A 21,651-nucleotide genomic window follows, 5' to 3' on the forward strand; every position below is an offset into this window, starting at 1 on the left:
AGCAGTTGATTGGATGTCGGGAGCCGTCGCTGATTCCTGGGCTTGCGTAAGTTAATTAAGTTACTTTGATAAAAATCATTATCGTTGGCATTCAACAGTAACTTGCTCGAATAGCGTAAGGAACGGGGGTCTTTATCACTTAAATAGGTTCGCCGCAAAATATTTTGACGTTCCCGATTTTCCTCAACCGCCTGTCCTTGGTTGATTAAGTCTTGGAGTTTATCAAGAATGGCGATCGCCAAAATGCTAAGTGTCGCCAGCCGCTGTTGGCCGTCAATAATCGTAAATTCCTGATTTGAGTCGGGGGAGTTCTGTAAGACAATCGCTCCCATATAGTGACTACTCTGGGAATCGTGATAAATCGACTCAATATCTTGCCAGAGGTCTTCCCAATTTTCGATTGTCCAAGAGTAGTCTCGCTGAAAGGCGGGGACTCGATAAATTTTACCATTGCGGATTAAGTCCCCGAAATGGGTTGTCCGAGTATCGAGGAGTTGAGACGACGACATCACTAAACCTATGAAATCAGAAGAGCAAGCCTACCTACAGACTCAGTGTAGCGCCAGGCGCGTCAGTGGGTTGGCCCAAAAAAACCCTCACTTGCGTTGAAGTGAGGGAATTCTATCTGGTGGTGATGAGAGTTACTGAACCATAACTAAGGCGAGCTTAGGCATCGTAGTAGAGCATATACTCGAAGGGATGGGGACGAAGGCGGATGGGGTTGACTTCGTTATCGAGCTTGTAGGTGATGTAGTTATCGATAAAGTCTTCGGTAAATACCCCACCTTTCGTCAAGAACTCACTGTCATGAGCCAAGGCACTCAATGCACCTTCGAGAGAACCCGGCGTAGAAGGAATCTTGCTCAGTTCTTCAGGGCTGAGTTCGTAGATATCCACATCTAGGGCTTCACCAGGCTCAATTTTGTTCTGAATCCCATCGAGACCCGCCATCAGCATGGCCGCAAAGCCGAGATAGGGGTTAGAACTCGCATCGGGGCAACGGAACTCAATCCGTTTGGCTTTGGGATTCGGACCGGTTAAAGGAATCCGAATCGAGGCAGAGCGGTTTCCTTGAGAGTAGGCCAAGTTGACCGGTGCTTCAAACCCAGGAACCAGACGTTTGTAGGAGTTCAGGGAGGGGTTCGTGAAAGCTAAGACCGCCGGAGCGTGTTTCAGCAGACCACCGATGAAGTATAAGGCTAAGTCACTCAGATCAGCATACTTATCGCCGAAGAAGAGGGGTTGTCCGTCTTTCCAGATGGACATATGAGTGTGCATCCCGCTCCCGTTGTCGTTGAAGACCGGTTTGGGCATGAAGGTGGCGGATTTGCCGTATTTGCGAGCCACGTTTTTGACCACGTATTTGTAGGTCATGACGTTGTCAGCGGCATTGATCAGATCCGAGAAACGAATCCCCAGTTCACATTGACCGGCGGTTCCCACTTCATGGTGATGTTTCTCAATGGGAACTCCACAACGCCCCATCGTTAGGAGCATTTCCGTACGAATGTCTTGTAGGGTATCCGACGGTCCGACGGGGAAGTAACCGCGCTTGTAGCCCGTTTTAAAGCCGAGGTTGCCCCCTTCTTCATGGCGTCCCGAGTTCCACATCCCCTCACTCGAATCGACGTGGTAGTAGCCTTCATGTTCGTTTTGGTCGTAGCGAACATCGTCGAAGATAAAGAATTCTGGCTCGGGTCCGCAGAAGACGGTGTCGCCGATTCCGGTCGATTGCAGATACTGCAAGGCGCGATCGGCTAAGGAACGGGGATCACGCTCATACCACTCGCCGGTACGGGGTTCCTTAATGGAACAGACCATGCTCAGGGTGGGGGTGTCCATGAAGGGATCCAACCAAGCGGTGCTAGGGTCGGGAACCATAGACATATCGGAGGCGTTGATCGCTTTCCAGCCCCGAATACTTGAGCCATCGAAGGCAATCCCTTCATCGAAGGATTCTTCTTCAACGAGGCTGCGGTGGAACGTGCAGTGCTGCCAGATTCCGAACAGATCAACAAACTTCAGGTCAATCAGTTCGATGTTCTCACCCTGAATCATGTTCAGGACGTCTTGTGGCGTTTCAGGCATGGGTTACTTCTCCCTATAATCGCGAAAATCGTTGGAGTTTGCCAGTAGTTGCTTTTCCGGACGGTACGTGGAAGACGCACGCAGGGGTGGGGCTAGGTGCTGACGAATACCTGATTCATCCTAGGGATTGCTGTGGCGATGATTTGTAATCGTTTATACATTTTTTCGCAAAAATCTCAGAAATATCCCAGATATGGCCCGGTTTCTGGGATGGGGGCCAAGGATTTATGAAAGATTGTTGAGTTTTCTAAACATTGTGCAGTCAGGACGGAATAATACTATGGGGGGCCGGGTCTAGTGGCTCCCCGTGACCTGCCCCTTGACGTTGATGTTGGGAGGGTGAGGTAAGCTATAGTCCATCGGTCAGTATTTATAACGAAGAGGCATTTCATGCAAGACGCAATTACAACGCTGATTAAAAACTACGATTCGACGGGCCGCTATCTTGATGGTGTGGCCATCGATCGCCTAAAGTCCTATTTTGAAACGGGTACGGCTCGGGTTCAAGCCGCAGCCCTGATTAACGGTCAAGCGGCGGCGGTGGTTAAAGAGGCGGGTTCAACTCTGTTTAATGACCAGCCTGAACTGATTCGCCCCGGTGGGAGTGCCTACACAACTCGTCGCTATGCGGCTTGTTTGCGGGATATGGATTATTATCTGCGCTATGCCACCTATTCTTGGGTGGCTGGAGATACGGATGTTCTCGATGAGCGCGTCTTGACGGGGTTGAGAGAGACCTATAATTCTCTCAATGTGGCGATTGGCCCCACGGTCATCGGTATTGGCATCTTGAAAGAGATTGTTAAGGCCAAAGTGGCTGAAGCTGGTATTGAAACGAGCTTCATTGATGAGCCGTTTGATCACATGATTCGTGAGTTAGGGGAAAAGGATCTCTAACCCGCCTGGCGACATTCACTAGGGGCGTGTCATCCTCGATACGCCCCTAATTCCATTCTCGCGATTTGTCTACAAAAGGGCTAGTTATAGACAGAACAAAAAAGACGTTTATTTTAATTAAACCCCCTGTTTTGTGAAGGTTTAGCTGTTATTGAACGTCCAAATTAAACTGTCTATTTTTAACTAACCCATAATGCTCTGAAAGAAGTTAATGGTGTCCGTGAGACTGGCGATAAAGGTGTCAATCTCGGCATGGGTGTTGTAGAAGTAGAAACTGGCCCGGGCCGTTGAGGTTTGTTGCAGCAGTTTGTGCAACGGCTGGGTGCAGTGATGTCCCGTGCGAATCGCCACTCCAGACTCATCGAGGAGGGTTGAGAGGTCGTTGGCATGGACATCGGCCGAGGTGAAGGAGGCTAAGGCGGCCCGTCCGCTGCCGTCGGCTTGGGGTTTGGGTCCGTAGAGGGTTAGGCCCGGGACTGTGGCCAGTTTTTCGTAGAGGTAGCGGCAGAGGTCATGTTCATAGTCGGCGATCGCCTCCATACCAATTTCCGTCAGATAATCGATCGCCGCCCCCAGGGCGATCGCCTCGCCAATCGCCGGGGTTCCCGCCTCAAACTTATGGGGAAGTTCAGCACAGGTGAAGGAGTCGAGTTCCACATCGGCAATCATCTCCCCACCCCCGAGGAACGGCGGCATCGACTGTAATAACGCCAATTTGCCATAGAGAAAGCCAATCCCTGTCGGCGCACACATTTTATGGCCCGAGGCCACCAGCCAGTCACAATCGATGTCTTGCACATCGATGGGCATATGAGGCACACTCTGACAAGCATCAATGAGAACCTTGGCCCCGTGACGATGAGCCAGTTCAGTAATCTCCTTGACGGGGTTGATACAACCGAGGGTATTGGAGACATGAACCACCGCCACCAGTTTTGTCTTCTCGGACAGGAGAGACTGATACTGCTCAAAATCGAACTCCTGAGTCTCCGTCAAGCCGACAAACTTCAACACCGCCCCCGTCTTTTGGGCCACCATTTGCCAAGGAATTAGGTTGCTGTGGTGTTCCATCACCGACAGGATAATCTCATCCCCCGCCTGGAGGTGATTCAATCCCCAGGAATAGGCCACCAGGTTAATCGCTTCACTAGCATTGCGGGTGAAGACGATTTCATTGCGAGACTGGGCCTTGATGAAGGGGACGATTTTATCCCGAGTTCCCTCATAGTTATCCGTGGCCCTGGCACTGAGGGCGTGAACACCACGATGGACATTGGAGTTATCCCGACTGTAGTAGTGAGATAAGGCATCAATGACCGCTTTGGGCTTTTGAGAGGTGGCAGCGTTATCCAGATACACCAGAGGCTTACCATTGACCTCCTGATGCAGAATCGGGAAGTCGGCGCGGGTGCGATCGGCTAGGGTTCGGGCAGTGGCGAGGGTCATAGGGAGGGAACAGGGAACAGGGAATAGGGAACAGCGTAGGGGCGTACCCTTGTGGTCGCCCTCTTCTCGACTAATAACTAATCGTGCGACAGGCGACACATTGGGCGATCGCCGTCTGCAGGGATTTGATAGGAATCTCTTGCAGAATCTCGGCGGCGAAAGCGTCTACCAGCAGGTTTTGGCTGGTGGTTTTGTCTAAACCGCGACTTTGCAGATAAAACACCTCATCGGCTTCGAGTTGACTCACCGTTGCGCCGTGGCTGCATTTGACGTTATCGGCCACAATCTCTAACTGAGGTTTGGTGTTGACTCGCGCCTTGGGCGACAGCAACAGATTACGGTTGAGTTGGTTGGCGTTGGTGAGTTGGGCCTTTTTCATGACCACAATCCGGCCATCAAACACCGCGTGACCTTTATCGCCGACAATACACTTATGAAGCTGGTTCACAGTGCTGTTGGGATGGTCATAGATGACCGTACTGTGACTATCCGAGGTTTGCGCTTTACCAATCAAGGTTAACCCGTTGAGGGTTGTTTCAGTTCCCGGCCCGGTTTGATAGACATCCAGGTTATGGCGAGACAGTTGGGACCCCAAATTCAGGGTATGACAGGCGTAACGGCTATCTCGGGCTTGAGTGACGGCTGTTTTGCCGATATGGAAGGCCGATCCGTTATCCCGTTGTAAGCGGACATGGGTGACGTCGGCGTTATCCTCAAGCCAAATTTCACTGACGGCATTATTGAGATAGGCCACCGCTTGAGCGTCGGGACAGCCTTCAACCGTCGAGAGATGTTCTTCGACTAGAGTGAGGTGACTATTGGCCTCAGCCACCACCAAACAGCGAGATTGCGTCAACATCGCCTGTTCACCGGGAACGGAGACAAACAACAGTTGTAGGGGGGTCTCCAGTACCGTTCCACGACGGAGCCAGATCACGGCGACATCTTGGAAACTGGCATTGTTTAGGGCGGTGAAGACATCTTCCTGGCCCGGTTGTTTGGCGAGGTAGTTCTCTAGCTTGGCTTTTTGCTCGGGGGGAAGTTCCCCGAGGTTCCCAGCATAGAGTCCCTCGGGTAAGCCTTGGCGGTTCGAGAGGCGATCGCGGTAGACCCCATTAATGAAGACGAGGCGACTTTCGGGGGCCTCACGAAGTAGGTTGATTTCGATTTGCTGCAACTCCACCTCGGGGGAGGGTGCGGCGGTAAACTCAACCTGAGTCAGTTGGGATAAGTCAGTGAACCGCCAAGCCTCATCGCGGGTGGTGGGGAGGGCCAGTTCGTCGAGGCGGGCCTGGTGGCGATCGCGAATTGGGTTAAGAATCGCCCCATCACTCACCACCGGCTGACGCAGCTTCACCAACTCAGCTAAGGAGGTGACGTTGTTTTTGGTGATTGTCTCTAAACTCATAATGCCTTATACCCCTACTGCTGCAAATTCGGCGATCGCCCAATCATAGCCCTGTTCTTCGAGTTTCAGGGCTAAATCCTTGCCGCCAGTGGTCAAAATTCGTCCATCATACATAACATGGACAAAATCAGGAATAATGTAGTCGAGCAACCGTTGATAGTGCGTAATCATCAGCGTGCAATTATCCGGTTGCGCCAACTGATTCACACCACCAGCCACGGTTTTCAGGGCATCAATATCCAACCCGGAATCCGTCTCATCGAGAATTGCCAAAGTGGGTTCTAGCAACGCCATCTGCAAAATCTCATTGCGTTTTTTCTCCCCACCGGAGAAGCCTTCATTCACGCTGCGATTGAGGAATTCCGCCCGCATCTTCACGATATCGAGTTTCTCTTCGACCAAATCCTCAAAATCAAAAGTATCAATTTCTTCCAAATCTTTGGCTTTGCGGTGGGAGTTGTACGCGACTCGCAGGAAGTCTAAGTTACTCACTCCAGGAATCTCAATGGGATATTGGAACGCCAAAAATACCCCCGCCGTCGCCCGTTCATCGGCTTCGAGTTCCAGCAAGTTTTGCCCCTTGTAGAACACTTCGCCGCTGGTGATTTCATAATCAGGATGTCCGGCGAGAATCTTAGCAAAGGTACTTTTCCCAGACCCATTGGGTCCCATAATGGCGTGGATTTCTCCCGCCTTGATTTCCAAATTCAGGTCTTTGAGAATTGGGGTTCCCTCAACCGTCGCATTGAGGTTTTTAACTGAAAGAATAACGTCGCTATTTTCAACAATCATGGTGGTTTAATTCAAAGGTGATGCTTGGGGAGTGGTTGTGGTAAGTTTGGGGTACAGGTTTAGATTGAACTGGATATTAGCGAGAGTTCTAATTTCCTGGTTCTTCCTGACTCAGGCACTCATCTAAGGTATCGATTCGAGTAAAACCGTCATCAATCGCCTCTTGCAACTCTCGGGCTTCTTCTTGCAAGCTCTCAAAATAGCAATGCAGATTTCTTAGCTTAACCTTGAGAGTCCGCTTTTTAGTTTGGAGGTTGTAACTTGACAAACTTTTAATTCCTTGAACTTCTTGTTGCATTTGGTCAAATTGCAACTTCATGGAAGCCAGTTTTAGCTGTAAGTTCTTGTCAAGATATTCCCCCTTAAACTCTTCTAAATCTGCTAAAAAATCAGAGTTTCCCATCTGTATTATTCCAGAAAAAAAGCCCAAAAAACTCTATGGACTCTGTGACTCTATGGTTCCGCCACCCCAACGAATGACGGAACCCAGACTCAATTAACCCACAGCGCCTTCGAGCTTCAGGCTCAGGAGTTTATCCGCTTCCGCCGCAAACTCCATCGGTAACTCATTGAAGACATCCCGGCAGAAGCCACTAATAATCATGGATACTGCATCTTCTTCAGAGATACCCCGTTGAGCGAAATAGAACAACTGGTCTTCGCCAATCTTGGAGGTAGAGGCCTCATGTTCGACCTTGGCCAGATTGTTCTGAACGTCGATATAGGGGAAGGTGTTGGCTTCGGCATTATCCCCAATCAACATCGAATCACATTGGGAGTAATTGCGCGACCCTTCCGCCTTCGGTCCCATCTTCACCAAGCCGCGATAGCTGTTTTTGGACTTCCCAGAGGAAATCCCCTTAGAGATAATCGTGCTTTTGGTGTTCTTGCCAATATGCACCATCTTGGTTCCCGTATCGGCTTGCTGATAGTTATTCGTCAAGGCCACCGAGTAGAACTCACCGACGGAGTTATCGCCCACCAGGACACAACTGGGGTACTTCCAGGTAATCGCAGACCCGGTTTCGACCTGAGTCCAGGAAATTTTGGAGTTTTTGCCTTTACAGAGTCCCCGTTTGGTGACGAAGTTGTAAATACCCCCTTTGCCGTTTTCATCTCCGGCGAACCAGTTTTGCACGGTGGAGTATTTAATTTCCGCGTCGTCCAAGGTCACCAATTCCACCACAGCGGCGTGGAGTTGGTTGGTGTCAAACATGGGGGCGGTACAGCCTTCGAGGTAGGTCACGGAGGCGCCTTCTTCGGCAACAATCAGAGTCCGCTCGAACTGTCCCGAGTCACCGTTGTTAATGCGGAAGTAGGTGGACAAGTCCATCGGACAGGTCACCCCTTTGGGAACGAAGACGAAGGACCCATCGGTGAAGACGGCGGAGTTGAGGGCGGCGAAGTAGTTATCGCCGACGGGAACCACGCTCCCGATATATTTCTTCACCAGTTCCGGGTGTTCTTGCAGGGCCTCGGAGATAGAACAGAAGATGACCCCGGCTTCGGCCAGTTTTTCTTTGAAGGTGGTGGCGACGGAGACACTATCGAAAATTGCATCCACCGCTACGTTGGCTAGACGCTTTTGTTCCGAGAGGGGAATCCCCAGTTTCTCGAAGGTTTCGATGAGGGTGGGGTCAACGTCATCGAGGCTTTTCTTTTTCTCGTCTTTGACCTTGGGGGCGGAGTAGTAGACGATATTTTGATAGTCAATGGGGGGATAGCTGGCGTGTTGCCAGTCGGGTTCTTCCATTTTCAGCCATTGACGATAGGCTTTGAGCCGGAAGTCTAACATAAACTCCGGTTCGTTCTTTTTGATGGAGATGGCGCGGATGACATCTTCGTTGAGTCCGCGTGCGATGCTGTCGGTTTCGATGTCGGTGGTGAAACCGTATTTGTAGGGTTGGTTAACTAGGGTTTTAACGCTGGCACTCATGGCTGGTTATCTCTCGTTGCGCGGTGGGTGTGGTTGGATGGGGGATAGGGTGGAGACCTCGCCGGGAGTTGCCCAAGAGGTCTACGACGTTGAACCTTGCCCTAAACTTGGTTGGTTGTGGCGCGGATTTGTTCGTTGCTGATGTTCTGTTCAGGCCCGGCGAAGTCGTTGTCTTCGGTGAGGAAGAGCATACAATGACATTCTTTGCGCTCTCGCATGGGAACGCAGGGGCAGTTCCAGTAGGTGGCTTTGACTTCGGCCTCTTTGTCCTCGTAGTGACGACAGGGACACAGGGGCGCACCCAACTCATCCTTGTGCTTGGCTAGCCCCTCGATGACCACAGCGGTGATGCTCAAGTCCGAACAGAAGTAGGTCCCAGTGCGTTTGGCGTACTGTTCGGAAAAGCGCCGCATGGCATCTAGGTTTTTTTCGGTGGCCTGCTGAGGGTTGGTTGGTGCAGTCATAGGGCAGAGTCGATAAACGTCTTTGTCTATAATGGAGTCTAAAGCAACTTGGCTGTTGTTTATATCCCTAGTTGTAGGTTACTTTAGCAACAGGCAAGTTGTCAAAGTCTCGGACATCATTTATATCATACGCTGCCTACTGTACTGCTGTATTGGCTTTAGGGATAAGGAACATGAGGGCGACCACACAGAATCCATCAACAAAAGACGATATCCTGTACCACTTGCTCAAACAAGGTCAGGCCAAGGCGCAAACCCTGTCTGAAACGCTGAAAATCAGCCCCCAGGCTATCCGACGCCATCTCAAGGACTTGGAGGGGGAAGGACTGATTCAACATGGCTCGGTTCAGGTGGGGATGGGCCGTCCTCAACATGTGTACGAGTTAACGGACGCCGGACACGCCCGGTTTCCCCACCATTATGATGAGTTTGCGGTGTCTCTACTCGATACCCTCGCCGAAACGGTCGGACAAGAGGGCGTCGGCCAGGTTCTCGGGAAACAATGGCAACGTAAGGCCATCGCCTATCGCAATCAGCTTGGGGAAGCTCCCCTCGGAGAACGAATCGCCAGTTTGGTGGAGTTACGCCGCCAGGAAGGCTATATGGCGGAACTGGTGGAGTTGGAACCCAATGCTAAGGGAGCGCCCCGGTTTGTGGTGGCGGAGTACAATTGCGCGATTTCTAATGTGGCCGAGTCCTTCCCGAGTGTCTGCGGCCATGAGTTGGAGATGTTTGTGCGGGCGTTGCCGGATTGTCAGGTGCAGCGGACTCATTGGATGATTGATGGGGAAAATCGCTGTGGTTATCTGATTGAGGGCCAATCTGAGGCTACGTCGGAGTCGGGGTAAATCGGTTGGGGCGATCGCCGGCTACGATACTCTAAAAGTAAGTAGTACTGGCAATTTTTAACTCCGATGACCACTCCTTCCCCGATTACTGTTGAATTTCTCCAGCCTGAAGAGGCGGCTAAGGTGGATGCGGCTCTGTTGTCCTCTCAAGAAAAGTTCTTGACACGATTGGCAATTTATGCTTTAAGATCCCTTCAGCAAATTTCTCAGAGAACCAACACCCCAGCCGATGAGATTACGCCGCAACAGGTAGCGGATTGGATTCAGGACGATCGCACCATTCAAGATCAGGTGGATGTGGATGCCAGTTTCGCGACCTTCTTTAGCAATTTAGTGGTGGCGTCTCAGAAGCCTCTGGTGCAGATCTGCCAGGAAACGGAACAACCTCTGGCAGATATTACGGTTGAGCAGATTATTGACTGGTTTGAGCGAGAGTCTAAACGAGGACTCGATCCGGGTTTGAAGAGCTAATTCGAGCAACTCATTCCAACAACTCATCTGACAATCGAGCAATGTTCTGTTCTCTGGATGGGGCGGTGTATATAGGGACAGTTGAGGGGAGGCGGCCAAGCTCGGCGACGACTCCATCCCCTGGACTATACTGAGAAGTTAGAGTTTTGGGAGAATCCCCGATGACCATGCGTAACCAAATTGGCTGGGTATCTCGATGGGGGGGAGGGGTGAGTGTGGTGGCGATCGCCCTGGGAACCTGGCTAACTCCCGTCTGGGCTGGCGATCCCTTCCGTAGCCAAAACCCCCGTGATATCAGTGATACCACTGAAGCCGCCTTTGAGGCCTTTTTCCGGGTTGGCAACTATCCTCTGGCGGCCCAACAGGTGGATCAGGCCTTGAGTGAGGCTAATGTTGACCCGATTCTCTACGCGATGCGGGCCTCGTTGCTGTATCTCGAAGATCCCGACAATCTCCCGAGTGAGTTCCAAGACTACGCCACGTTAACCCTAGAACGGGCCGAGGCGTTAGTCCCTGATGATCCTCTGCGGGGTAATCTCTATCTGGCGGTGGGCCATTTCTTTGAAGGGGCCTATGTTCTGAAAACTGAGGGGGTTGTGCGAGGGGTTCCGACGGCGTTGTCCAAGTTACAGCAAGTGTTTCGCCATCTCGATCGCGCCGCTGAAGTCAATCCTGAAGATCCTGAACTCAACATTATTAAGGGCTATATGGATCTGATGTTAGCGGCCAATCTTCCCTTTTCTAATCCTGAACGGCCCATCGAACGTCTCGAAGACTATGCGGCTCCCGAATATCTGGCTAAGCGGGGATTGGCGGTAGGATTCCGGGATTTAAACCGCTTCGATGAAGCCATGACGGCGGTGAATCGCAGTTTGGAACTGACGCCTGAGAATCCTGAGGTGATGTATCTCAAGGCGCAAATTTATGTCGATCGCGGCGATCGCGCCTCCAGTCTACCCTGGTTCGATCGCGCCCTCGCCATGCAGGAGCAACTTCCGAGTGATTTAGTTCGCCAAATTCAGCGGGAACGAGATCAGGCCCAGCGACGGGTGGATGCAGAACAAGCCTCGAACCGGTAAGCTAGGTAGTTGACCTGATGTTAATCCCGAGTGCGATCGCTTTATGGACGTTCAGTTTCGCGAATATAACCCCTTTGATGTTTGGTTTTGGTTGGAGTTTGACAACAATCCTTCCCCGGCTGAACAGCAATATGTAGAACAAGTGTTTGAATCCTGGTTTTACCTCGGTAAACTCGGCGGCTTCAACGCGGAGAATCTACAAGTGCAGGATGAGGGGTTGGATATTAGTTATATGGACTACAGCGATCGCAACGCCAACAGCGCTATCCTGGCACTGATGCACAATATGGGTGAGTTTGAATATCAGGGAAACTGGGCACGCTGTTGGTTTGACTTAGGAACCAGTGATGCGATCGCCCTCGATGTATTGATTAACGCTCTACGCCAGCTTAGCCTTGATTTTGTCAGCATTCCCCGTTTGATTATTGGCGGTGAAAACGAAGATTGGCCCATTCCCGGCTCTCACACCGCCCAATTTGCCGACTATAACTAGCATTCATTGAGGACGAACCACTCTCTAATATGGGTAAGTATAATTCCATTCGCGTCATCGCCTTGGGACTCATTCGCGATGGCGATCGTCTCTTTTTATCCGAAGGCTACGATTCCAAAAAGAAAAAAGATTTTTACCGTGCCTTAGGCGGAGGAGTCGAGTTCCTAGAAACCAGCTTAACCGCTCTAAAACGGGAGTTTCAGGAAGAAGTCGAAGCCGATTTAACCAATATTAAATATCTCGATTGTATCGAAAATATCTTCGAGTATAAAGGCAAAAAAGGTCACGAAATTATCCAATTGTATCGCTGTGACTTTGTCGACAAAACCTTTTATGAGCGGGAAACTGTCCCCTTTTTAGAAGGAAAACGGAAAAAGGTTGCCCGTTGGGTGGAGATAGAGAAATTCCGTTCAGGGGAATTAACGCTCTATCCCGAGGGCTTTTTACGCTATTGTGAAACGGTTTAAAGCCATCCTAAGCCTCAGCAACAACGACCTTAAGAGGGGTCAATTTTCGAGTTGACAACCTCCATATTCGGAACCTTGAGAATTTCCTCTCCCTGATGAAAGACCCGCAAGGTTGCCGGTGCGCCGCCATCTTCAACGATGGGGGTAGCGATAGAATAAAGATATTCACCTTGTTCCCAGCCGTAGCCACAAACCCCTCGACGACAACTGACGACACCTCCGTCTAGGGCGAGACAGTTATTTTCATCATCACAGCCATAATAGCTTAGATTACCCGTATTATTAGGTCCATTCCAGCTTTCCATTTTCCCAACCATCACCCGCCAGTTTCCATCACTGAGGACAGACCAATCCTTGCCGATATTAATCAGATCTGACAGAAGCATTTCTTGGCGAGTCTGTCCACAGGGTTCATTACTTTCACAATCGGCGACGGTTCTTTCCGTATAGCCTAATCCTAGAGTTCGTCGCAAAAATTGGTCTTCGTTATCGCAGATCTGATATTCCGCACCAATAACAGAGGTATTTCCCTGTAAATCAGTAACCGTGACATAGCACATTAAATCACCAACTTGCGTCTCTTCAATCGTCGCCACCTCCGGTAAGTCCTGCTCCCAGGGGGGGGGTAGGGAAGGAGCCTGGGCTGACTCGTTAGCAGATGGAGTCTCCTGAGGAGGAGAAACAGCCACTGGATCATCTCCCTCATCTGAGGTGGGGGGAGGAGATTCCGTCGGCGTCGGCGAAGGACTTGGTGACGTGTCTGGGGTCTCAACGACCTCTTCTGGTTCCGGTTCTTCGTTACGGCCATTTGTCGTAATCGGGTCTTCCGGAACCGTATTACAGGCCCCCAGAGACAGGGCGATCGTCACAACACTTAGAGCTACAGTTTTGTGATAATTCATTCTGGAGAAGTTAGAACAGCTTGGTTCTGTTGTAGCCAAGATTTCGGGAGCGTGGACGTTAGGGGAGTCACTTGGGCGATCGTCAAGACGCTTTAGGAACAACGGCGGGTTAACAAAACCGCAAACCAGTTTTGAGGATCATGCCAAGTTTGCAAGGTCTCAAGCTTAACCCCATTTAGGGTTTCAACAATTTCTGAATGCTTAAATTTACGGGAAATCTCCGTTTGAATCGTTTCCCCGGCGGCTAATTCTAGGGTCAGATCCAACTGGCGCAGGGTCGCCGATTGTGCGACTGTACTGCGCAGGTGCATTTCAATTTGGGAGTCTTTTTCGTTGAAAAATGCCCAATGTTCAAACTGATCGAGCTTAAAGTTACCCTCAAAGCGTCGATTGAGATGGGCCAACATATTCAAGTTAAACTCAGCCGTCACCCCTTGAGCGTCGTTGTACGCCGCCTCTAGGATCGATTTCGGCTTCGCGAGATCAATCCCTAAGAGAAAATACTCCCCAGGATGCAGGGCCTGGCTAACCCGTTGCAGAAATTGCTGACAAGCCTCGGGTTTGAGGTTACCGAGGGTGCTACCGAGAAACAGCAACAGGCGGCTATCGGCTTCCGTGGGGGGAAGGTGATCTAAGGCTTGTTCATAGGTTCCGACTAATCCTTGTACGCGCAGCGGAGGATAGTCATTGAGGAGGGTTTGGGCGCTCTGTTGCAGCATTCCTCCACTGACATCAATGGCACGATAGATCACAGGAGAGCGCTCGGGGGTGAGAGATTGGCAATACGCATCGAGGAGTCGCCGAGTTTTACTCGAACTTCCACTCCCGAGTTCCACCAGTTCGCTGTTTCCGGTGAGGCTTGCGATTTCCGGGGCGGCGGTTTGCAGGATACTGGCTTCAGTACGGGTGGGGTAGTATTCGGGGAGATCGCAGATTTGCTCAAAGAGTTGGGAACCGCGATCGTCGTAGAAGTATTGAGCTGGCAGGGTTTTAGGGATTTGTTGCAAGCCTTCACGGACATCAGCCCCCGCTGGGGATGGGTTAGGGCTGGTTTGACTGAGGTGAGTCACCGTGAGGCGATCGCCATTCTGACAGGATGAAGTATGGGGAAGATTAGAGGGTGACATAACGGTCGATGTGTAATGAAGCCATCAACTCCATTGTCCCATCTGCTTGGACAATCCATTGACAATCCGTGCAAGGGATCGAGTCAACTCAATCCTGAGGATGTAGACCCAAATTGGGCGATCGCCTCCCTCAACCGCTGCCATTCTGGCAACCACTCCCAAACAGGTTCGGGAGATGTTTCGAGACGCTTGAGGATACGAGCCAAGAACTGTCCGGGTTCTCCTAACTCCATCTGCATCAGCTCGGAACCCATGGCCGTCAATAAATCCTTGCCTGAAAAAACGGTTAAAAAATGAGCAAATTTTGAGCCAGAACGCTCAAAGCTGGGGAGTAAACGTTGAAACTCTTCTACAACCTTTGATGGAGTGAGCTGATACTGCCGTCCGTGATTTTGGCAAATCGCCTCAATTCCCTGAATACAACTGTGATAATCCCGCTGTTGGGGTAAACAGTGATGTCGAAGTCCACAGGCTTCCCCCCAGCGATTTTCCAGCATGGCTGGCTGATGGCGACACAATGATAAGGCGACTCGTGCGGCGGTATACTCACTCAACGTCTCAGCAGATGACTGCAAGGCCACTTCATATCTCGGAATATCAACTCGATCCGCTAGGGTTTTACGAACAATTACGGGATCAATGAGATAGTTTTCAATTTCTTTGCGTTCCCACACCCAGCCAATTTGAGAGTTTTTATAGTTCCAATTGATGGGACGATATTGGGGATTATCTAAAGTCTGATAAAACTGAGGATCAAAATCGCGATCGCGAATCCCGGCCGAAATAATTTGAGTTGTACTTGTGACTTCTGGTGAGGTCGTTAAAACCTTAAGCTTTTGCCACAATTCACGTTTACCCTCAGTGGGAATCATCCGGCAACCCACTCCCAAAACAAGCAATTGTATCACTCGGATATCTAAACTTTTCCTTGATCCCTCACAATACAGATTCCCTACAGGCATAAAGACCCCCCAGGAAGGCGATAGGTATCATCTTCTCCGACAATATCATTCACTGCATCAGAGTGGGTTGTAATAATAAATTGGCAGTTATTACAAAGCTTTAAAAGTTGACTGGTCAAGGTTTGAGCTAGGGGAGGATGCAAATTTAGATCAACTTCATCAATCAAAACAATGGAGTTAGCAATATGCTGTCGAACCATCGTATAAAAAATTGGCAAAACTGATTGTTCTCCGGCCGACATCTCCGCAATATCGTAGTTCTTGTTTCCATCGCTGAACAGAAAGAAGTTCTGATCTTCACGAGAATCATTCCCAGAATTTTCTGCCCTTCGTAGAGGCTCAGCACCTTGAATGGAGCGACTGGTAAAAATAGTTTGATAAAGCTTCTCTAAGACCGTCAGATAATTTTGAGGATGGTCTGGCTCAGCCTGGTTGCTTTGTCGTTCAAACCAGTTCAGCAAATACTCTCGATACTGAGATACCCCAGTTTTAGGTAAACTGTTTTCAGCATTTGGCTCTGCTAAACCCCTATCATTGAGTTTTGGGGGAGATGATAGATTACGAAATTGGTCAAACCAAAATACCCCGGGAAGTCGAGCAAAATCAGACAAGGAAAAATGCTGCCAAATCGATGGATCTTGCCGTGCAATTTTAACAAGCTGCCGAGCGTAGTATCGACCCAGAAATTGAGAACGTTCCTCTAAGCTATTGTCTTCACCAACACGCCAATACTCACCATATAGACTAATTTTCAATTGCCTAGAATTACCAGGGAGTACAAAATTAGGTGGACGAAACTTTGCAGGAAAGGAGTCATACCAAAATTGAGCAATTTCCTGGGTGGTCTCAATTTCCTGGGATGACAAAGAAACCTCTAGTTCTAAGCTTGGGATTCCCCATTGATAATACCGGCTGGCTAAGAAACCACTCCAAGAAAACTCGTTTAACTCCGAGATGGTTTTAGTCGCGAGAGCAAGGGGTAGAGCGATCGCTTGTAAGATTGTGGTTTTGCCAGTACCATTATCTCCTAAAATCAGGAAACGATCACTCACCTCTCCCAAACTCTTATTTTCAAAGGAAATAAACAGCTCATCAAACCGTTTGAATTTATCAATGAAAATTGATTCGATTTTCATGTTAGGTTGCTGTTAGAAACTCCAAGCGAGGTAAGAGGGGATCGCGCACCAGGGCAAATCCGACATATCCCCAACGCTGAAGTAGGGGTTTTAGGCTGGGAGTGGCGAGGGATTCGACCGAAATTTGCGCTTTATAGTCTTCCGCAAAGCGGTTGACATAGCTGAGGGCATCAAAATGCTCTGTGAATAGCAACAAATAGCGATCGCCCTCAACATCAGGACGCGCGGCTAGATATTGGCCATCTTGCTGCGATCGCAACACATAATAGGTTTCAGAAAACATCATTATCCAAGATATCTACAGGAGAATTTTAGAACCATCCCCCGCTAGTTATTCGTTAATTCAATGCGAGGATCAACCGCTTTTAAGAGCAAATCAGCCAACAAATTCCCAACAATTAACATCGTCGCTCCCATCATCAAACCCGCCATTACCACAAACGGATCTTGAGAGCGAAGTGCCTCAAGAATCAGTTTCCCCAATCCCGGCCAACTAAAGAAAAACTCAGCAATAAACGAACCACTTAGCAGAGCCGCAAACTCAAACCCCAATAACGTAATCATAGGATTAATTGCATTGCGCAACGCATGAACATAAATCACCTTATTTTCCGGTAATCCTTTGGCGCGAGCCGTGCGAATATAATCCTGTCGCAACACATCAAGCAGTTGTCCGCGCATCAAACGTTGTAACCCAGCAAAACTGGTGATACTCAGAGCCAACGTCGGAAACAAAGCGTGCCAAAGAATATCTAACCCTTTCCCCACGGTTGATAAATCATCATGAAAAACACTGGTCATATTTCCCACAGGAATCAAAGGGGTGAGATTTTGCGCTAGAATTAGCAGCAACAGAGCCGTAATAAAACTCGGAAACCCTTGTCCTCCATAACTGAGAATCCGCAAAATCCGGTCGAGAGTGCTATTTTGACGAACAGCGGCAACAATCCCCAAGGGAATCGCAATTGTCCAGGTGATAATCAGGGAAAAAATAGACAAAATTAACGTATTAAACACTCGGCTGCCAATTAAAGTTGTCACCTGTTGCTGATACATTAAACTCCAGCCAAAATCCCCTTGAGTCACAATTGAAGTTAACCAAAGGCGATATTGCGTGACGGCCGGTTTATCTAAGCCATACCGCTGTGTTAAGTCATCTAAGAGTTCCTGAGACACCGTTGGATTTTGACTATAGGTGTCTAAAAAGTCCCCAGGAGCTAACTTCATGACCGCGAAACACAACATTGAGGCGATCAATAAGGTTAACAGTCCTTGTCCAAGTCGTTGAATGACATAACTCGTGGTGTCATTCTGGAAAAACTCCGTCAGACGTTGATCGAGAGGACGTTTGGGTTTAGGACTTGAGGAAGGAGGAGAAGTCATCGATAGTGTCAATCATGGGGAACGGTGAACGTGGCCCAAAGGCGTGAGTTAGTATTGAACGAGAGTCACAATGGGAACTTCAGGCAACTGTTGGCGCCCAGCCAGCGCGTTGAGTTCAATGACAAAGGCAAAGCCAACTAAATCGCCCTGGGAGTGTTCAACCAGTTGCGCCGTGGCTTTGGCGGTTCCCCCAGTGGCGATCAGATCATCGACGACCAAAACTCTGGCTCCCGCCGGAATGGCGTCTTGGTGCATTTCGAGGCGATCGCGGCCATATTCCAACTCGTACTCAACACGATGGACCGCCCGAGGCAGTTTTCCCGGTTTACGGACGGGAACAAAGCCGGCCCCGAGACGGTAGGCTAGATGCACGCCAAAAAGAAAGCCACGGGACTCCATGCCAATGATAATATCGGGGCGGAGTGAGCTGCATTGCTCTACCAGGCGATCGAGGGTGCAACGGAGTCCTTCGGGATCTGCCAGCAGGGTGGTGATGTCTCGGAAGACAATTCCGGGTTTGGGGAAGTCGGGAACGTCGCGGATGAGGGATTTTAGATCCATGATGATTATGGCGTGATTATGACGTGTTTCTCGCGCTTTCGATGAACTCGTGGGACTGGGGACATGGGTATCAGTCTCCACAAATCCTATCAGGAAACTTCCCAGGTCAAAGCGTTCAACTTGACCTGGGGGAAACGGGCCGGGAATGCTAGCGATCGCCGAGAATGTAATAATCTAGCTTTGAGCGGTTGATGGAACGACCCAATCATCGCCCACTTGCATCGCCCACTTGCATCGCCCACTTGCATCGCCCACTAACCACGTTCACCTGTCAGCGTCGCGCCTCATGGTATCCAATCCTCCGAAAACACGTGATTCCACTCTCACGCTACTACAACAGCAATTGCCGGATATGCCGGTGACTCATCACGGCTGTTCCCGGCGAACTCGTGTCCAACTGGATTTGATGTTGTTGGCGATCGAGGCTCTCGATCTCAGTGGATCTGAGAAAATCCTGAGTCTGGCCCATCAGTTGGAACTGAATTCGGTTTTGAGCGATCGCGTCACCGTTTGGCGTATCCGCAATACCAATCCCCTACGGCGAGCCAGTCGCCGCCGTCCCCTCTCCCAAGAGGAAGCGAAAGTCCTAACCATTATTACCTGTCAGCTTGCGCGATCGATGATGCTGCGGCTACGGCAACTCAACAAAGAGGCCCAGCAGTTACGGGAGCAGAACCTGCCCTTAGAGAAACATCCTCAGTTGGCCGTTTATCTCTCCCGTTTTCGCACCCACTTCCGCAGCCGCATGAATCCCCGTCGTTCCGGGGTGATGGTTTACGACACGGACGAAAAGCTCGATAATCTGGCAGTTGAGTTGCTAGAAAAGTTACTATTTTGTACCGGAACCGCAGGTTTAACTCGGTTTTGGGTGAGTTTGTTTGATGGAGAGGTCTGATGGTTGTACGGCGCAAGTATAGTTTACCGGGATGTACCCTGATTGTAGAAGGGTTGGATGAGCCAAATGGGGACTCGGAATCGCAGCAGTCGGCGCGAGCGCGTCTCTGCGTTCTCGTCAATGCTGAATGTCACGTCTTGGGCAAACCCAACGCCCTCAGCGGTGGAATCGACTTCCTCAATGAGTTAGTCGCCGCCACCAGCGACTATACCCAGAGTTTCCTGGGAATGGGCAAGGTTGCGGTCCAATCGCCTCAGTCTTGGGTGACCCTCACACCGCTAGAGGGAGGGTTACATCGCCTCAATCTGCGATCGCCCCAAGACGCCAATCCCTCCGAACCCCTGCAAATTGATCTAACCACCCTACAACTGTTTGACTTAGTCGACGTGGTCGATCAACTCTTGAGCGATCGCCGCACCCTTCCCGATCACCAACTCAAGCTACTCCCGAGAAACCGCCGCCAAGCGAAAAACGAAGAACCCGTCAGCCAACGGGCCGCCCCCTTCGCCATCGGCGTATCGAGTCTAGTGGTGGCCGCCTTGGCCTTGTCTCCCTTACCCGTTCCCGAAGTCGACCCCCCTCGGGAGAACGTCATCGAAGAAACCGAAGAACTCAGCGAGGCCATCGCCACCCCAACGGCCAACGACTCGCCCCCAGAACCCTTATCCAATCCTGGAGACGAAGGAAACCCGGCGCAGTTGGCCGATACCGTCACCCCCATCGAGGATCCCGACTTACTAGCCGCATTGCGCTATAAGCTCTATCACGAACTGGACGAAGCTTGGACAACCGCCCCAACCTTTGACGAGGATTTAGTCTATCGCGTCAGCGTTGGCGAAGATGGCGCCGTCGTCGGCTATCGTCCAGACAGCGATCGCGCCCGCGAGTTTGACGGGGAAACCCCCCTATCGAGCGTGTTGTATCTCCCCGTAGATGGCGGAACCGCCGCCGTGGAGTCGTTGGCTGAGTACAAAGTCGTCTTTCGGCCCAATGGCGTCTTACAAGTGAGTCCCTGGGATGGCACCTCTCGCCCCAGCCGCACCCCTCGCCTTACCGACATCGCCACCATTGATCGGCTCATCTTCGAGGTGCGCGATGCGCTCTATGAGGAATGGGAGACAACACCAGTCTTCGATCGCAATTTAGACTATCGTCTGGCCGTCACCGAGGACGGAGAAATTACTCAATATGAACCCCTCTCGGATATCGCATCCGCCTATTTTGGCGAACTTCCCATTGAACCTCTGTACAATCCAGCGGCAGGAGTCGAGATTCAAGACGATCGCGTTACCCTAGTTCCCATTGCTGAGTTTCGAGTGGTCTTTACACCTCGGGGGACGATCCAAATTGGCCCCTGGGATGGACGACGTTAAGCCCCTATGAGCCAATCTCCTCCCCCAGATCCCAACACCGCTCGCTCCCGCCGCGATCGCCGTCGTGCCGGGCGATCAGCCCCATCGGCTCCCCCGTCATCGTCAGGATCTTGGCTCGGGGCGATCGCCATCTTTATCGTTCGCCTGTTGACCCTAGGTGTGAGTCTCAGCCTAGGGGTGATTGGCGGCGTCGTTTGGGCGCAAAGGTCCCCACAAGCCAACCCCGAAAAACCCCTCAGCGAACGCTGGCGAGTGCAAATTCGCCAAATCACCAACCCGCCACCGTCATCACCGAACCCCGACGCTCCCCCCGCCGACCTCGATCGCGACCAACTCCAGGACACGATTGTTGAGTTACAAGAGCAGGTGACGCAACTGAATCGACAACTCGCGGCTCTGACACCCGAAGAGGCTCCCGCAACAGAAGACGCCACAGAGGAGGAAAACACCTTCGAAGCCCAAAAGACCGATATTCAGTCCCAAGTGACCCTGATTTCCACTCAGTTAAACGAACTTCAGGCGATCGTTGACCCTCCCGAGGCGATCGCCCCTCCCCGAATCAGCCCCGGAATGCCCCTACGACTGACCCTTCCCAGTGATATTCTCTTCTCCGACAGTGGCGAAGTCCTCGATCCCACCCGAGCCAGCATCCTCGATCGCCTCCTCGACGAACTACAAACCCTCGAAGGCGCAACAGTTTACATCGGCGGCTACCTCGACGCAACCGACGACAACGATGCCAGTTTAGAGAAAACCTTTGAGCAAGCCCAACAAGTCGAACAATATCTCGCCAGCAACACCGACACCCCTCTACGCTGGGTCAGTATCGGCTATGGGTCCAGTCGCTTCGCCGCCAGCAACAACAGTCCCGCCAACCGCCAACGCAACCGCCGCATCGAAATCCGAGTCAGACCCTAATCCCC

The 21,651-nt window shown here is 50.9% G+C and carries 24 protein-coding genes; 9 read left to right on the top strand and 15 right to left on the bottom strand.

Annotation, left to right across the window (positions count from 1 at the left end; all coding sequences use genetic code 11):
- Both R6U67_RS00080 and glnA read right to left on the bottom strand, forming a co-directional pair.
- Window positions 1–509 (bottom strand): DUF262 domain-containing protein (locus R6U67_RS00080; protein ID WP_410250645.1); only part of this gene is annotated, 509 nt, incomplete at its 3' end.
- Between the two features lie 157 nt (window positions 510–666).
- A complete protein-coding gene (gene glnA, locus R6U67_RS00085; protein WP_410250646.1) occupies window positions 667–2,088 on the bottom strand; it encodes a type I glutamate--ammonia ligase in 1,422 nt (473 codons plus the stop codon).
- A gap of 390 nt (window positions 2,089–2,478) precedes the next feature.
- Here glnA and apcB point away from each other — a divergent pair, with 390 nt between their 5' ends.
- A complete protein-coding gene (gene apcB / locus R6U67_RS00090; RefSeq protein WP_410250647.1) occupies window positions 2,479–2,985 on the top strand; it encodes an allophycocyanin subunit beta in 507 nt (168 codons plus the stop codon).
- Window positions 2,986–3,168: 183 nt separating this feature from the next.
- On the opposite strand, the gene R6U67_RS00095 is transcribed toward apcB, so the two are convergent.
- The 6 genes from R6U67_RS00095 to R6U67_RS00120 all read right to left on the bottom strand — a co-directional run bounded on the left by R6U67_RS00095 (window position 3,169) and on the right by R6U67_RS00120 (window position 9,031).
- On the bottom strand, window positions 3,169–4,431 hold the full coding sequence (locus R6U67_RS00095; RefSeq protein ID WP_410250648.1) for a SufS family cysteine desulfurase: 1,263 nt from the start codon (window positions 4,429–4,431) through the stop codon (window positions 3,169–3,171).
- Between the two features lie 70 nt (window positions 4,432–4,501).
- On the bottom strand, window positions 4,502–5,839 hold the full coding sequence (sufD, locus tag R6U67_RS00100) for a Fe-S cluster assembly protein SufD (protein WP_410250649.1): 1,338 nt from the start codon (window positions 5,837–5,839) through the stop codon (window positions 4,502–4,504).
- A 6-nt stretch (window positions 5,840–5,845) separates the two neighbouring features.
- Entirely contained in the window at window positions 5,846–6,631 is a 786-nt protein-coding gene (gene sufC / locus R6U67_RS00105; RefSeq protein ID WP_410250650.1) for a Fe-S cluster assembly ATPase SufC, read from the bottom strand.
- 88 nt (window positions 6,632–6,719) lie between these two features.
- Window positions 6,720–7,034 (bottom strand): hypothetical protein, encoded by a 315-nt coding sequence (locus R6U67_RS00110; protein WP_410250651.1) that lies wholly within the window; start codon window positions 7,032–7,034, stop codon window positions 6,720–6,722.
- 93 nt (window positions 7,035–7,127) lie between these two features.
- A complete protein-coding gene (gene sufB, locus R6U67_RS00115) occupies window positions 7,128–8,567 on the bottom strand; it encodes a Fe-S cluster assembly protein SufB (RefSeq protein WP_410250652.1) in 1,440 nt (479 codons plus the stop codon).
- Between the two features lie 101 nt (window positions 8,568–8,668).
- Window positions 8,669–9,031: a ferredoxin-thioredoxin reductase catalytic domain-containing protein gene (locus tag R6U67_RS00120; RefSeq protein WP_410250653.1), complete on the bottom strand. Its 363-nt coding sequence runs from the start codon at window positions 9,029–9,031 to the stop codon at window positions 8,669–8,671.
- Between the two features lie 173 nt (window positions 9,032–9,204).
- Here R6U67_RS00120 and sufR point away from each other — a divergent pair, with 173 nt between their 5' ends.
- From sufR to R6U67_RS00145, 5 genes are all read left to right on the top strand, one after another.
- The gene (gene sufR, locus R6U67_RS00125; protein WP_410250654.1) at window positions 9,205–9,879 is read left to right on the top strand and encodes an iron-sulfur cluster biosynthesis transcriptional regulator SufR; all 675 of its coding nucleotides are present in this window, start codon (window positions 9,205–9,207) and stop codon (window positions 9,877–9,879) included.
- A 66-nt stretch (window positions 9,880–9,945) separates the two neighbouring features.
- Window positions 9,946–10,350: a hypothetical protein gene (locus R6U67_RS00130; RefSeq protein ID WP_410250655.1), complete on the top strand. Its 405-nt coding sequence runs from the start codon at window positions 9,946–9,948 to the stop codon at window positions 10,348–10,350.
- Window positions 10,351–10,511: 161 nt separating this feature from the next.
- Window positions 10,512–11,429, top strand: coding sequence for a Sll0314/Alr1548 family TPR repeat-containing protein (locus R6U67_RS00135; RefSeq protein ID WP_410250656.1), 918 nt, complete (start codon window positions 10,512–10,514; stop codon window positions 11,427–11,429).
- Between the two features lie 43 nt (window positions 11,430–11,472).
- Window positions 11,473–11,922 (top strand): DUF3531 family protein, encoded by a 450-nt coding sequence (locus R6U67_RS00140; RefSeq protein ID WP_410250657.1) that lies wholly within the window; start codon window positions 11,473–11,475, stop codon window positions 11,920–11,922.
- A 29-nt stretch (window positions 11,923–11,951) separates the two neighbouring features.
- Window positions 11,952–12,389 (top strand): NUDIX hydrolase, encoded by a 438-nt coding sequence (locus R6U67_RS00145; protein WP_410250658.1) that lies wholly within the window; start codon window positions 11,952–11,954, stop codon window positions 12,387–12,389.
- 29 nt (window positions 12,390–12,418) lie between these two features.
- On the opposite strand, the gene R6U67_RS00150 is transcribed toward R6U67_RS00145, so the two are convergent.
- The 7 genes from R6U67_RS00150 to R6U67_RS00180 all read right to left on the bottom strand — a co-directional run bounded on the left by R6U67_RS00150 (window position 12,419) and on the right by R6U67_RS00180 (window position 18,460).
- Entirely contained in the window at window positions 12,419–13,291 is an 873-nt protein-coding gene (locus R6U67_RS00150; RefSeq protein ID WP_410250659.1) for a hypothetical protein, read from the bottom strand.
- A gap of 92 nt (window positions 13,292–13,383) precedes the next feature.
- Entirely contained in the window at window positions 13,384–14,418 is a 1,035-nt protein-coding gene (egtD, locus tag R6U67_RS00155) for an L-histidine N(alpha)-methyltransferase (RefSeq protein ID WP_410250660.1), read from the bottom strand.
- Between the two features lie 83 nt (window positions 14,419–14,501).
- The gene (locus R6U67_RS00160; protein WP_410250661.1) at window positions 14,502–15,290 is read right to left on the bottom strand and encodes a hypothetical protein; all 789 of its coding nucleotides are present in this window, start codon (window positions 15,288–15,290) and stop codon (window positions 14,502–14,504) included.
- A gap of 80 nt (window positions 15,291–15,370) precedes the next feature.
- On the bottom strand, window positions 15,371–16,516 hold the full coding sequence (locus tag R6U67_RS00165; RefSeq protein WP_410250662.1) for an AAA family ATPase: 1,146 nt from the start codon (window positions 16,514–16,516) through the stop codon (window positions 15,371–15,373).
- Between the two features lies 1 nt (window position 16,517).
- A complete protein-coding gene (locus R6U67_RS00170) occupies window positions 16,518–16,802 on the bottom strand; it encodes a hypothetical protein (RefSeq protein WP_410250663.1) in 285 nt (94 codons plus the stop codon).
- Between the two features lie 41 nt (window positions 16,803–16,843).
- On the bottom strand, window positions 16,844–17,899 hold the full coding sequence (locus R6U67_RS00175; protein ID WP_410250664.1) for an ABC transporter permease: 1,056 nt from the start codon (window positions 17,897–17,899) through the stop codon (window positions 16,844–16,846).
- Window positions 17,900–17,947: 48 nt separating this feature from the next.
- Complete coding sequence (locus tag R6U67_RS00180) at window positions 17,948–18,460, bottom strand: adenine phosphoribosyltransferase (protein WP_410250665.1); 513 nt, start codon at window positions 18,458–18,460, stop codon at window positions 17,948–17,950.
- Window positions 18,461–18,746: 286 nt separating this feature from the next.
- On the opposite strand from R6U67_RS00180, the gene R6U67_RS00185 reads away from it, so the two are divergent.
- From R6U67_RS00185 to R6U67_RS00195, 3 genes are read left to right on the top strand one after another with little or no spacing between them, the layout of a single operon-like run.
- Window positions 18,747–19,355 carry a DUF3038 domain-containing protein gene (locus R6U67_RS00185; RefSeq protein ID WP_410250666.1) on the top strand — a complete coding sequence of 203 codons (609 nt, stop codon included), beginning with the start codon at window positions 18,747–18,749 and terminating at the stop codon, window positions 19,353–19,355.
- Window positions 19,355–20,728: a DUF4335 domain-containing protein gene (locus R6U67_RS00190; RefSeq protein WP_410250667.1), complete on the top strand. Its 1,374-nt coding sequence runs from the start codon at window positions 19,355–19,357 to the stop codon at window positions 20,726–20,728. The genes R6U67_RS00185 and R6U67_RS00190 overlap by 1 nt, the downstream gene beginning before the upstream one ends.
- 6 nt (window positions 20,729–20,734) lie before the next feature.
- Window positions 20,735–21,646: an OmpA family protein gene (locus R6U67_RS00195; protein ID WP_410250668.1), complete on the top strand. Its 912-nt coding sequence runs from the start codon at window positions 20,735–20,737 to the stop codon at window positions 21,644–21,646.
- Window positions 21,647–21,651: the final 5 nt, after the last annotated feature.

Source organism: Sodalinema sp. (genome assembly GCF_046483825.1).
Lineage (GTDB): Bacteria > Cyanobacteriota > Cyanobacteriia > Cyanobacteriales > Geitlerinemataceae > Sodalinema.